Origin of the sequence: Citrobacter sp. Cpo032, assembly GCF_030332975.1 — a bacterium.
Lineage (GTDB): Bacteria > Pseudomonadota > Gammaproteobacteria > Enterobacterales > Enterobacteriaceae > Citrobacter > Citrobacter portucalensis.
Genome location: NZ_JAOWGU010000036.1, coordinates 1 through 12,937, shown reverse-complemented (window position 1 = coordinate 12,937; position 12,937 = coordinate 1). Strand labels below are relative to the sequence as shown.

Below are 12,937 nucleotides of genomic sequence, written 5' to 3'. Positions count from 1 at the left end.
CCGTTTAAACCGGCTTCACGCCAGCGCCCAGCAGGGCGTTTTCGAATTTATCGAGGAAGATTTCCAGCTCAGCGTTGGTGATCAGCAGTGACGGCAACAGGCGCAGCACGCAACCATTGCGGCCACCACGCTCCAGAATCAGCCCATTTTCGAAGCATTTTTTCTGCAGCAACGCGGACAGCTCGCCATCGGCCGGGTAGCAGCCCATGTGATCCTGCGCTTCGTTCGGCTTCACGATTTCCAGGCCGATCATCAGACCCAGACCGCGCACCTGGCCGATAACCGGGTAGCGTTTCTGCAGGTCAGCCAGTTTGCCTTTCAGCCACTCGCCCTGGGCAGCAACTTTATCGGCAATCTTGTCGTCTTTGAGGATCTTCAGCGTTGTCAGACCGGTCGCCATCGCCAACTGGTTGCCGCGGAAAGTACCAGTGTGGTGGCCCGGAGACCACGCATCGAACTGCTTTTTAATGCCCAGCACCGCCAGTGGCAGACCGCCGCCAACCGCTTTGGACATCACGATGATATCTGGCTCAATACCGGCGTGTTCGAAGGCGAACAGTTTACCGGTACGTGCAAAGCCCGCCTGAACTTCATCGATGATCAGCAGAATGCCGTGTTCCTGCGTCACTTTACGAATGCGTTGCAGCCACTCGACCGGAGCCGGATTCACGCCACCTTCACCCTGCACCGCTTCGAGGATCACGGCAGCCGGTTTACGCACGCCGCTTTCAACGTCGTTGATCAGGTTTTCGAAGTAGTAGGTTAATGCTTTAACGCCAGCGTCGCCGCCGATACCCAGCGGACAACGGTATTGATGCGGATACGGCATAAACTGCACTTCCGCCATCATGTTGCTGACCGCTTCTTTCGGCGACAGGTTGCCGGTCACGGATAGCGCGCCGTGGGTCATCCCGTGGTAGCCACCGGAGAAACTGATGATGCTGGAACGGCCAGTGACTTTCTTCGCCAGCTTCAGCGCCGCTTCAACAGCATCTGCGCCGGACGGACCGGTGAACTGCAGGCAATATCCTTTGCCCTGACCCGGTAATAAAGAAAGTAAATATGATGAGAATTCATCTTTTAACGGCGTGGTAAGGTCAAGCGTATGTAACGGTAAGCCGCTTGTGATGACACTTTGAATGCTCTGCAGCACTTCAGGATGGTTATGACCAAGCGCCAGGGTTCCGGCACCTGCCAGGCAATCAAGATATTGATTATTTTCTACATCAGTAATCCAGACGCCCTGCGCTTTAGCGATCGCTAATGGCAGTTTACGTGGATAGCTGCGGACATTAGATTCAAACTCAGCCTGTCTTGCTAAAAAGGTATCATTGCTCTGTGGTAATGAATTAGCACTTAAAGTATCAATACGGACTTTATCCGTCATCATATCACTCCTACAACCAGGTGTAGATTAACGCCTGATTGAATAAATGGTTATAAGGATTACCTGTAAAAAAGCGCGGCTAATATATGTTGTTTTAGCTTAGGACTCAATCATTTATTTTTCGGCATTAAAAATAACAACTTTCCCCTTTAAATTCAAAGTGTAACAACAATTTACCATTACTAAATCCTAAAGAAATATATCTATTTAATTAACAATGTTGTAGCTAATTGCAACGCAGACAATCTAATAAAAACCATGGAATTTTCGTGTTTTTATTATTTTTTTACACGTTTTTACCATTAATGATGCTCGCAATATCTTGTGATGACATGATTTTTCACTTATTTGTCGATAAATCGAATAAAAAAGTCGATCCCTCAATATAAATCACTTAGTATGGCGCGCTTATTTGCAGGCTATGTAGATAAAATTAATGCGCAGCACCCGATAACGCGTACAGGCGACACGCGTTATCGACAACAGGTATTCCCTGGGTTGTCAGCAGAAATGTTCGCGGGCGGACATTTCGTAAGGCGAACTTCGTTCCCTTATGCCGAGAATGAAAATTTTCTAGCCATACTTTTATGGCGCCCTGATATGAGATTGTTATGACTCGCATTTATCCACCATCCGTCGTTGCCAAATTTGGCGGCACCAGCGTCGCTGATTTTGATGCGATGAACCGCAGCGCCAGCATTGTCCTTGCTGATCAAGATGTCCGTTTAGTCGTTTTGTCTGCTTCAGCAGGCGTGACAAACTTACTGGTTGAGCTTTCTGAAGGTCTGGAAACACATCAACAATTAGATAAGATTGAGACTTTACGCGCCATCCAATACAACATTATTTCCCGCCTGAAGCAGCCGTCCGTTATCAGCACGGAAATCGATAATCTTCTAAACAATATCCGTCGTCTTGCACAAACGGCGATGGTTTCGCCGTCTGATGCGTTAAGCGATGAATTAGTCAGCCATGGCGAGCTGATGTCCTCGCTACTGTTTACTGAAGTGTTACGTGAACGGCATGCTGAGGCCGGGTGGTTTGACGCCCGTAGCGTGATGCGTACTAACTCGAACTTCGGCTGTGCCGAACCCGAGCTTGGCACACTGCACCACCAGGTGGAGACTCACCTGCGTCCTCGTCTTGAGCAAGCGATTATGGTGACTCAGGGATTTATCGGGCGTGATGCCGCAGGGCACACCACAACGCTTGGACGCGGCGGTAGTGATTACACGGCTACGCTTCTCGGTGAGGCGCTTCACGCCACACGCGTTGACATCTGGACCGACGTCGCAGGGATCTACACCACCGACCCACGCATTGCGCCGCGTGCCAAACGAATCGACCATATCTCATTTTCCGAGGCCAGCGATATGGCCGCCTACGGTGCGAAGGTTCTTCACCCGGCTACACTGCTCCCGGCAATGCGTAAAAGCATTCCGGTCTTTGTTGGCTCAAGCAAGGATACTGCCGCCGGAGGTACGCTGGTACACAACACCACCGATAATCCACCTCGCTATCGCGCGCTCGCCGTTCGTCGTAAACAGACGCTGTTGCGGTTACACAGTCTGGAGAAGCAAACTTCCTGTTCTTTCCTGGCGCAGTCCTTCGCCATTTTAGCTCGCCATGCGGTCACGGTGGATTTGGTTACAACCTCAGAGAATAGTATTGCGCTGGCGCTGGACGCCACTCATGCAACCTCAGGTGAAGACCATGTGTTGACCACCGCATTGTTTACCGCATTGTCCTCCCACTGTCGGGTGGAAGTGGAAACCGGGCTGGCGTTGGTCACTTTGGTGGGGAATCAACTCACACAGGCTGCGGGAGTTTGCAAAGACGTTTTTGCCTGGCTTGAAGAGCATACGGTACGAATGATTTGCCATGGGGCATCAAACGACAACCTGAGCATCCTGTTGCCGGCTGACAATGCAGACAGCGCGATCAAAGCGTTACATTATCGGTTATTCGAATAACGCTTCTTTGTAGTATGCCACCAAGGGTAGAAGTCGTTTACCCCAGTACTGACGAACAAGCAGAGCCCTGGTTTTTAAACCAGGACTTTGTGTTCAAACAACTGCCCTCCAAGCTGGGAGAGCTATTTAGTTATGCCGATGATTGGTATCACCGCGACGGCAGCGTTTGTCATAATGGCGCACCCACCAGTAACGATCGCTGATTTGTTCGTGCCCCCCCACTCTGGCACCCGCCAACCAGAGGACACCACCAACAAAAATACTGAGCACGGCACCATGTGCGAAAAACTGTGGCAGATTAAATTGCGGCAGTTGGTTTAAAATAGAGTAACCAACACCACCCACCATCACCACCAACCCTAAAGCCATGAGCACGTTACCGAGTAACGAAGCGTTTTTGCGTTTCATGTGTCACCTCCGGAACTTTGGGTTGTTACAGGGAATACCCCTAATCCTTATGTGTAAAGTATAGACAACACTGCCGTTCGCAAGTGCGGGAGCGATCACAATTACAAACACTCATGCAACAAAACTTTACAAATAAGCTACTGAACATACTCATTTTCTAATAGTCCATTTGTGCAATTATTCAGCTTTTGGCGATAAGCACGCAGTTTTTTGTCAACAGCAGCGTCAGACAGTAAACTACACGTCGTTTATCGAAACACTCAGGACAAAACACGTGGCGATTAAATTGATTGTCGGCCTGGCGAACCCCGGCGCAGAGTATGCGGCAACGCGACACAATGCAGGCGCATGGTATGTCGATCTGCTGGCAGAAAGATTACGCGCTCCCCTGCGCGATGAGCCGAAATTCTTCGGCTACACCTCCAGAGTTACGCTTGAAGGTGAAGACGTCCGTCTGCTGGTGCCAACCACATTTATGAATCTGAGCGGCAAGGCTGTCGGTGCGATGGCCAGTTTTTATCGTATTAACCCCGATGAAATTTTGGTCGCACACGATGAGTTAGACCTGCCGCCAGGCGTTGCCAAATTTAAGCTTGGCGGCGGCCATGGCGGACATAATGGCCTGAAAGACATCATTAGCAAGTTAGGTAATAACCCCAACTTTCATCGTTTACGCGTTGGAATTGGCCATCCAGGCGATAAAAACAAAGTTGTCGGATTTGTTTTAGGCAAACCACCTGTTTCAGAACAGAAGTTAATTGATGAAGCAATTGACGAAGCGGTACGTTGTACCGAGATTTTGTTCAAAGATGGCCTGACCAAAGCAACGAGCCGGTTACACACCTTTAAAGCGCAATAAGTAGCGATGTGGGGCATTTTTCTCGCGTGCTGTGTATAATAGGCAAAGTTATTTACATTTCTACAATCTGTTTTCCATAACAGGTTGAATATCAAAAGATTAAGGTGATTTAAACATGGGATTCAAATGCGGTATCGTCGGTTTGCCAAACGTAGGCAAATCCACCCTGTTCAACGCGCTCACAAAAGCGGGTATTGAAGCGGCAAACTTCCCGTTCTGTACTATCGAGCCGAACACCGGTGTTGTCCCGATGCCCGATCCGCGTCTGGATCAGCTGGCCGAAATCGTCAAACCGCAGCGTATCCTGCCAACAACGATGGAATTCGTCGACATCGCCGGTCTGGTAAAAGGTGCGTCCAAAGGTGAAGGTCTGGGTAACCAGTTCCTGACCAACATCCGTGAAACCGAAGCTATCGGCCACGTGGTGCGTTGCTTTGAAAACGACAACATCATCCACGTTAATAACAAAGTGGATCCGGCTGACGACATTGAAGTTATCAATACCGAGCTGGCGTTGTCCGACCTCGACACCTGTGAGCGCGCTATCCATCGCGTGCAGAAAAAGGCCAAAGGCGGCGACAAAGACGCTAAAGCAGAACTGGCTGCGCTGGAAAAATGCCTGCCACAGCTGGAAAACGCTGGCATGCTGCGCGCGCTGAAAACGCTGACTGACGAAGACAAAGCGGCTATCAAATACCTGAGTTTCCTGACGCTGAAGCCAACAATGTACATCGCCAACGTCAACGAAGACGGTTTTGAAAATAACCCGTACCTCGATAAAGTGCGCGAAATCGCGGCTGCCGAAGGTTCTGTTGTGGTTGCCGTTTGCGCAGCCGTTGAAGCTGACATCGCAGAACTCGATGATGCTGACCGTGAAGAATTCATGGCTGAAATGGGTCTGGAAGAGCCGGGCCTGAACCGCGTTATCCGTGCTGGCTACGAATTGCTGAACCTGCAGACCTACTTCACCGCTGGCGTGAAAGAAGTCCGTGCATGGACCATTCCTGTCGGTGCCACGGCTCCGCAGGCAGCCGGTAAAATCCATACCGACTTCGAGAAAGGCTTTATCCGCGCACAAACCATCGCGTTTGAAGATTTCATCACCTATAAAGGTGAGCAAGGTGCGAAAGAAGCTGGGAAAATGCGTGCCGAAGGTAAGGACTATATCGTCAAAGATGGCGATATCATGAACTTCCTGTTCAACGTCTAAATAAAATTTGTTGTCTCATGAGGTTTCACTGAATCTCATAACAACGGTAAAACTCTATAAAATCCACGCAATTGCGTGGATTTTTCATTTCACAATGTCTCAATTCATCTCGTAACAACGCTGTCAAAAATGAGTACATGGATGAGTACAACATTCTTCCATCTTCATTTTAAGTGAGTACAATAACGGTATAATAAATAAACAAGGCCCCGTTATGCTCACTGATACGCAATGCCGCACTACCAAGCCGAAAGAAAAACTCTATCGGCTCAATGATTTCAATGGTCTCTACCTCGAAGTGAAACCCAATGGCAAAAAGGCATGGCGCTATCGGTTTAGACTCAACGGTAAATCCAGCATGTTTGCGTTGGGTGAATACCCGACGGTCAAACTTGCCGAAGCTCGCGAAAAATGCGAGCAAGCGCGTAAGCAAGTCGCAGATGGAGTTAGCCCAACACAAGCTCGTCAATTAGATAAGATCCGCAAGGTCAATGACGCTTCTAACACCTTTGAGCTGATCGCCAAAGAGTGGTTGCAGATGAAAGACTGGGCCGAGATCACCAAAACGCGGCGACTGGATATGCTTGAACGTGTGGTTTTTCCCGCAATTGGTAAGCTCCCAGTCAGAGAGATCACTCCACACCACATTCTTAAAATTCTTCAGGAAACGGCTAAGCGCGGCGCTCCGACTGTTGCCGCTGAAGCCCGTCGTACCATTTCATCAGTTTTCGAGTTGGCAGTCGCGACACTTAGAGCTGATAGTGATCCTGTCTGGCCCGTGCGCAAAGCTCTTCCAGCCAATAAGACACAGCACAAACAAGCACTGAATCCTCAGCAAATCGGAAAGTTATTAAGCTGTTTTGACAGTAGTCGCGGCTCGTACCAGGTTAACTATTGCATGTGGCTTATGTGGTGGACATTGGTGCGTCCTGCAGAAGCCACCGAAGCGGAATGGATAGAATTCGATCTTGATAACGCCCTCTGGACCATTCCGGCAGCGCGGATGAAAGCCCGCAGAGAACACGTTATTCCCCTACCCTTCCAAGCTGTCAAAATGCTCAGAACACTACAGGGATTAACCGGGCATCGGCAGCACCTTTTCCCAGGCAGAGATAACCCTCTAGGTCCAATGACATCGCACTCGCTGCGCCAGCGACTAAAAAGCCTCGGCTGGAGTGGCATTTATAGTCCCCATGCTACCCGAACTACAGGAAGTACGCGTTTAAACGAAATGGGCTATCGACCTGATGCTATTGAGGCCCAACTTGCACACGCTGATACCAACAATGTTCGTCGCACATACAACCATGCAACGTATCTTGATGAGCGTAAAGTGATGATGCAGAAATGGGCGGATATGTTGGACAATTGGGTAGCAGGATTCGAGTAGAACTTAGTGAACCACGAGGATAGAACATATTCCTCAAGGTTCACTTTGTGCCAGAAGCAGACGTTGCGTACATCCTCAATATTGCTCCCTGTTGATCAGGTCAACTGCATTGAACATTCTGTATAGATGTCCACCAAGTTTGGTAAATACACATTTGATTAAAAGGCACTGCATATTAGCAGGAATTCCGTCATGGCCTTCGACGTCAGTTAACCTATTCGTTATGATATAAAACCAATGGCATAGCCTGCCGGATGCTCGAAATCCCCAAACCGTTTAACAGGAAGAACTGGTGAATATGGAATTGGATGAAATAACAAACACGGCAGTGACTTCACCTGCGAACCATGTACCAGATTTTGTAGCTGTACATTCCGTTACGATGACGCTGCCCTTTGCTGAGCTGACTTGGGAAAACTTCGAAAAACTCTGCTATCGGTTAGCGGGGAAGGATGCGGATGTAGAGTCACATAGTTTGTATGGTAGAGCAGGCCAGGCCCAGCAGGGAATCGATATCTTTGCGAGGAAGCGCAATGGGAGATACAACACTTGGCAGGCAAAACGCTATAAAAATATACATATAACGATCTTAATAGCGCCTGTTCGACATTTCTGTCAGGCGGCTGGGCGGTTAAAACGGATATCTTTTATATTGTCGTACAATGTTCTGTTGATGATGTAAGCCTTCAAGACGCCATTGAAAAACAGGCTGAGAGATTTCGTGTACAGAATATTGTGTTAAAAGTCTTGGGCGGACATGACTTATGCACCGTTCTACGAGACCATCCGGATATTGTTCTGGAATTTTTTGGACGAGAATGCGCAAAACATTTTTTTGGCGATACTGTCAGTCAGGATCTTCTTAACAAGCTTGATGGTGGGGAAATCCAGAAAGTCAGATCACAACTGTTGAGGGTTTACCAGGCTGGATTTGAGCTACTTGATAAAATCCCGGTCAATGCCCCAACGCCTTTTTCCGATCAGCCGGTTGAACCCATTTCTCTACTCAAACGTTTCTCTGCTCCTGATGTTTTACTTAGAGAAAACATCAAGGATCATGCGCCCGAAAAGAAAACTACTGAAAAGAAGGTCCTTGCGCATGATCAGCAGCCGATTGAAACGCATTCACAATCCCGGGGTGAAGAAAGGCGCCAGGCTGAACAATACCGACGAATCCCCATTCTGAACTGGTTAGCGCAATCTGATCAGATTGCTGTTATTGGTCATGCAGGCACAGGAAAGAGCACTGTGCTGCGCTGTCTCGCGCTTGATCTGCTTGGGGAGCAGAATCATTTCACGCACGTAGCAAAAAAATGGGGGCGGCATCTCCCCCTATTCATCTCATTCGCGAAATGGGTACGTCTGACGGAAGCGAATGGCGGTGTCGTGAGCATTAAAACCTTAATCCGGGAAACATGGCAACAACAGTTGACGGCAAATCTGGTCGCTTTGATCGATAAGGCGATTGATGAAAACCGTGTGGTACTTTTTGTGGATGGCCTTGACGAATGGGCTAACGAGCAAGCTGCTCGTACCACGCTGCTGGCAATGCTGACAGTGGTCTCTGCACACAACATTCCCGTTCTGGTCAGTGCCCGTCCTGGGGGACTGACAAGCATTGGAGGCATTCCAGATAATTGGGCCGTAGGTGTACTTGCGCCTTTGTCGAAAAAGCAGCAAACACAAATTGCCACCATCTGGTTCTCAAGAAACGTAGATCAACATCGAGATCCGGTTCAAAGCGCAGAGTCCGTTCTGTGGCAAACAAACCGCTTTTTTGATGAGTTAAACAAGGGCCGTGGGTTGTCCACTCTAGCGGAAACACCACTACTGCTGTTAGGGCTTATTGCTCTTGCTATCCGTCAGTTGGTTCTGCCTATTAACAAAGTTCAAGCTCTAAGTCAGCTCACTGAACTTTTATTAGAACGCCACCCTCACAGCCGCGCAACCGCAGCGGGGGATGTCGTTCCGCGTTTTTCACCTGCAGCTTCAAATGATGTGCGACGAGAAGCACTTGCTGCACTCGCTTTTAAAATCCGCTCTGAGGGTGGCGATGCCGGGTATCCCATTAATCTGGCCCGAAAATGCCTTCAAACGTTTCTAACAGATCCTGAGGGGTTCAGCTATACACAACGAGAGGCAATCGAAGTTGCCAATGAAATCTTGGCTGTGAATTCAGAAACCATGGGGTTGCTAGTCGAAAAAGGACCTGCAGAAGTCGGATTTGTACACGCAAGCCTAGAAGAATATCTGGCATCGGTTCATATCCACGGATGGCCTATTGAACGGATTTTAGAGTTTGTCCGAGCTAATGCAAGCCACTTTCGCTGGAGAAGTGTTTTTGGCGATTTGATTGCCAGAAATAACCGGCGATCCGAAGCAGAGAAAATCGTCAGAGTTATTGACGAGCCTGAAAATGATGCTATCGGTGCACTGCAGCGCCGTTTACTACTTGCTAATGTCGTGTTTGGCGGTGCTGAGATCAACAAGCCAACCGCTATCAGGCTTGCCGAGCAAAGTTTCAATATCATTACTGGTTCGGGCTGGATAGGGGAAAGGAGTGCGCATCTTACCGCCGCCTTTGAGGGAATTTATAACACAACTCTCAGAGAAAAAACTTCTACAGCTATCAGTTGTTGGGGCACCAAAAGCGCCGATTACCTGCATAATTTCTATCACACTTTAGCAGCATGGCCTCACTCAGATGAAACGCTGAATATCCTTCAGCACGGAATGAAGGACGAAAATGTCTACAATGCACGACCAGCAGCTCATGTTCTCGCTTTAAAATACGCCGGGGATGCCAGTGTAGAGAAATGGTTGCTATCACTCTTTCGGGGTGATTCAGACTTAATGATAGTGGCGATAGCATTAGAGGCTCTAGTACTTGGCTGGTCAGAAAATAGTGCATTACCTGCGCTAATTAATTCTGCGTCAACCTCAAAAGACCCAAACCTGCAGCTCAGTGCGATTTTTTGCAAAGTAAAACTATCTATACATGATGATCAAGACTTGGAAGTATTATTGGATTTGCTTCGTTGGTATAGCCGCCTTGATTATCACAACAGAGATCTGGCTGGACGATGTCTGATATTGGGTTGGAAGGATAACGATTCACTCATTAAGAAATGCCTAGATTCGTTTGATAATTCGTTCAGGGGAGACGAAGGGATTGAAAAAGATATAGCCCAACTATACCTCACAAACTGCAACGCAAAAAATAAAGACGTCATTGCCTGGATTTTACGCGAACTGGAATCGAAACACCCCTTTATAGCTCATTTCGGGCGGAACTGGGAATGGTTGTTACGTTTTACAGAGGAAAATACAGAGATCCATGAAAAAGTTATTTCCACTATGTTGTCGGAAAGGATGGATCATAAAGAATATGTGTTGAACCCTGTCCTCAGTGAAATAGAAGATCCACGAATCAAACAACACCTTATAAATAAGGTAAAAACTACTGAAGGATTTAGAGTTTTCTGGTTTTTAAGCCCCTTGCTTCATAAGCGGAAGGCTGGCGACCACGAGGTGGATTCTCTTATTCAAGAAATCCTGCAATGGCCAGCTAATAAAAAGCGGCATATTGTCAGTTTATTCCCCAAAATGTTGGGCAGGGAAGAATGCATAGAAGCTCTGATTAGTATTGCCAAGACTACGCATGGCGTCAGGACAGACCTACTCATGTCTGCTTTTACCCAACTTGATGTTGGTTCAGATACTGACGTCACTGACTTCCTGGTTACCCACTTTTTATCTGAGCCAGACAATATTTACTCGGGCCTCAACAATTTGCTGCTGATCTGTCCGGATGAGCCTAGGTTAAAAGATTACGCGCTTTCAAAACTTGAAGATCGTAATCCACCCCTTGCAATGATTGCCTCTACTTATCACAAACTGCCTGAAGTCCGTTTACAATTAACAAAACATGTAGAATCTCTTTCCGTTTCTATGCGCCATCAAATTATGAACGCTGCAGCCAGTGAATTTGATAGAAATGAGACAGCAGAAAAAATACTCAGCCGATATGACGATGAAGTTGACAGCCAGTTAAAAATCGAAGGTGCAATAAAATACTATCAGGCATTATTACCCTCAAACGTGGAGCGTCAAACAACTATTGACCGTTTGATATCAGATGCTCAGGTTGCAGCTCCGGATTTTGAAGAACGCCATGCAGCTGCTTTTGCAGGACTGGTGAGTTATGGCGCTGTAAACGAGTTTGTTCACCTAGAATGGAATAATAAACCATTGGATGTTTCACTGGGGCCATACAATGGAGAATCCAAAGCCCTTTTAAGATTAGTAGCTGAGCACTGGGAAGAAATTGATGTGTGTTTCGATAAACTGTTTAGGTCTCGAATTAACGGCATAGATTCAGAAGCCCATTTCTGGACTCTCATATCCCCATATGTTGGTGAGAGTGCGTCTTTACGAGAGCAGTTCATCGATTACTGTGAAAATTCATCTCAGGTTCTGGATGAATCGCCACGGGTTTAACAGACACCTCGGAGTCATTTAAGATGACTTAAAGAGAGGTGCCCATGAGCGGTAAACGTTATCCCGAAGAGTTTAAAATTGAAGCAGTCAAACAGGTTATTGATCGCGGTCATTCTGTTTCCAGCGTTGCAACACGTCTCGATATCACCACCCACAGCCTTTACGCCTGGATAAAGAAGTACGGTCCGGACTCATCCACTAATAAAGAACAGTCAGATGCTCAGGCCGAGATCCGCCGACTCCAGAAGGAGTTGAAGCGGGTTACTGACGAACGGGACATATTAAAAAAAGCCGCGGCGTACTTCGCAAAGCTGTCCGACTGAGGTACGCCTTTATTCGTGACAACTCCCGTTGCTGGCCTGTTCGTCTGCTCTGCAGGGTGCTGGATGTTCATCCCAGTGGCTTTTACGCCTGGTTTAAGCAACCGTATTCTCAGCGCCACCAGGTAGATCTGAGACTGACGGGACAGATCAAACAGTTCTGGCTGGAGTCCGGTTGCGTTTATGGTTATCGCAAGATCCATCTGGACTTGCGGGATAGCGGTCAACAGTGCGGAGTGAACAGAGTCTGGCGACTGATGAATCGTGCCGGGATAAAGGCTCAGGTCGGGTACCGGAGCCCGTGGGCACGCAAAGGCGAGGCCAGTATCGTATCGCCCAACAGGCTCCAGCGACAGTTCAATCCGGATGCTCCGGATAAGCGTTGGGTAACGGACATAACCTACATCAGGACCCACGAAGGCTGGCTGTATCTTGCTGTGGTTGTTGATCTGTTCTCACGCAAAATTATCGGCTGGTCAATGCAATCCCGGATGACAAAGGACATTGTCCTGAACGCACTGCTGATGGCTGTATGGCGGCGTAATCCCCAAAAACAGGTGCTGGTTCATTCGGACCAGGGCAGTCAGTACACAAGCCATGAGTGGCAGTCGTTCCTGAAATCACACGGCCTGGAGGGGAGCATGAGCCGTCGCGGTAACTGTCACGATAATGCGGTTGCAGAAAGCTTTTTCCAGTTGCTGAAACGCGAACGGATAAAGAAAAAGATCTACGGAACGCGGGAAGAAGCCCGCAGCGATATTTTTGATTACATCGAAATGTTTTATAACAGTAAGCGTCGGCATGGTTCGAGCAATCAGATGTCACCGACAGAATATGAAAACCAGTATTATCAACGGCTCGGAAGTGTCTAGATTATCCGTGGCGATTCA

9 protein-coding genes are annotated in these 12,937 nt (G+C 48.1%); 7 read left to right on the top strand and 2 right to left on the bottom strand.

Annotated elements, in window-relative coordinates; all coding sequences use genetic code 11:
• Window positions 1-4: 4 nt before the first annotated feature.
• Window positions 5-1,390 (bottom strand): diaminobutyrate--2-oxoglutarate transaminase, encoded by a 1,386-nt coding sequence (locus OGY33_RS06190; protein ID WP_191238437.1) that lies wholly within the window; start codon window positions 1,388-1,390, stop codon window positions 5-7.
• A 608-nt stretch (window positions 1,391-1,998) separates the two neighbouring features.
• Between OGY33_RS06190 and lysC the strand changes: the two genes are divergently transcribed.
• Complete coding sequence (lysC, locus tag OGY33_RS06185) at window positions 1,999-3,360, top strand: lysine-sensitive aspartokinase 3 (protein WP_048216237.1); 1,362 nt, start codon at window positions 1,999-2,001, stop codon at window positions 3,358-3,360.
• A 126-nt stretch (window positions 3,361-3,486) separates the two neighbouring features.
• Here the strand turns inward: lysC and ychH are convergent, their stop codons facing one another.
• Window positions 3,487-3,768 carry a stress-induced protein YchH gene (ychH, locus tag OGY33_RS06180; RefSeq protein WP_003833480.1) on the bottom strand — a complete coding sequence of 94 codons (282 nt, stop codon included), beginning with the start codon at window positions 3,766-3,768 and terminating at the stop codon, window positions 3,487-3,489.
• Window positions 3,769-4,042: 274 nt separating this feature from the next.
• Here ychH and pth point away from each other — a divergent pair, with 274 nt between their 5' ends.
• From pth to OGY33_RS06150, 6 genes are all read left to right on the top strand, one after another.
• Window positions 4,043-4,627 carry an aminoacyl-tRNA hydrolase gene (gene pth / locus OGY33_RS06175; protein WP_048216236.1) on the top strand — a complete coding sequence of 195 codons (585 nt, stop codon included), beginning with the start codon at window positions 4,043-4,045 and terminating at the stop codon, window positions 4,625-4,627.
• A gap of 115 nt (window positions 4,628-4,742) precedes the next feature.
• Window positions 4,743-5,837, top strand: a complete 1,095-nt coding sequence (gene ychF, locus OGY33_RS06170; protein ID WP_003020818.1) for a redox-regulated ATPase YchF — start codon at window positions 4,743-4,745, stop codon at window positions 5,835-5,837.
• 214 nt (window positions 5,838-6,051) lie between these two features.
• The gene (locus tag OGY33_RS06165; protein ID WP_191238436.1) at window positions 6,052-7,227 is read left to right on the top strand and encodes a tyrosine-type recombinase/integrase; all 1,176 of its coding nucleotides are present in this window, start codon (window positions 6,052-6,054) and stop codon (window positions 7,225-7,227) included.
• Window positions 7,228-7,519: 292 nt separating this feature from the next.
• The gene (locus OGY33_RS06160; protein WP_191238435.1) at window positions 7,520-7,909 is read left to right on the top strand and encodes a hypothetical protein; all 390 of its coding nucleotides are present in this window, start codon (window positions 7,520-7,522) and stop codon (window positions 7,907-7,909) included.
• A gap of 53 nt (window positions 7,910-7,962) precedes the next feature.
• Window positions 7,963-11,727 (top strand): NACHT domain-containing protein, encoded by a 3,765-nt coding sequence (locus OGY33_RS06155; RefSeq protein WP_191238434.1) that lies wholly within the window; start codon window positions 7,963-7,965, stop codon window positions 11,725-11,727.
• Window positions 11,728-11,771: 44 nt separating this feature from the next.
• A protein-coding gene (locus OGY33_RS06150) for an IS3 family transposase (RefSeq protein ID WP_191238548.1) occupies window positions 11,772-12,919 on the top strand; the annotation gives its coding sequence in 2 pieces (ribosomal slippage) (window positions 11,772-12,009 and window positions 12,009-12,919; 1,149 coding nt in all).
• Window positions 12,920-12,937: the final 18 nt, after the last annotated feature.

Bases quoted from the DNA above. Each gene is read 5' to 3' on its own strand.
- ychH (WP_003833480.1), bottom strand. From the start codon at position 3,768: ATGAAACGCAAAAACGCTTCGTTACTCGGTAACGTGCTCATGGCTTTA.
- OGY33_RS06190 (WP_191238437.1), bottom strand. From the start codon at position 1,390: ATGATGACGGATAAAGTCCGTATTGATACTTTAAGTGCTAATTCATTA.
- lysC (WP_048216237.1), top strand. From the start codon at position 1,999: ATGACTCGCATTTATCCACCATCCGTCGTTGCCAAATTTGGCGGCACC.
- ychF (WP_003020818.1), top strand. From the start codon at position 4,743: ATGGGATTCAAATGCGGTATCGTCGGTTTGCCAAACGTAGGCAAATCC.
- OGY33_RS06165 (WP_191238436.1), top strand. From the start codon at position 6,052: ATGCTCACTGATACGCAATGCCGCACTACCAAGCCGAAAGAAAAACTC.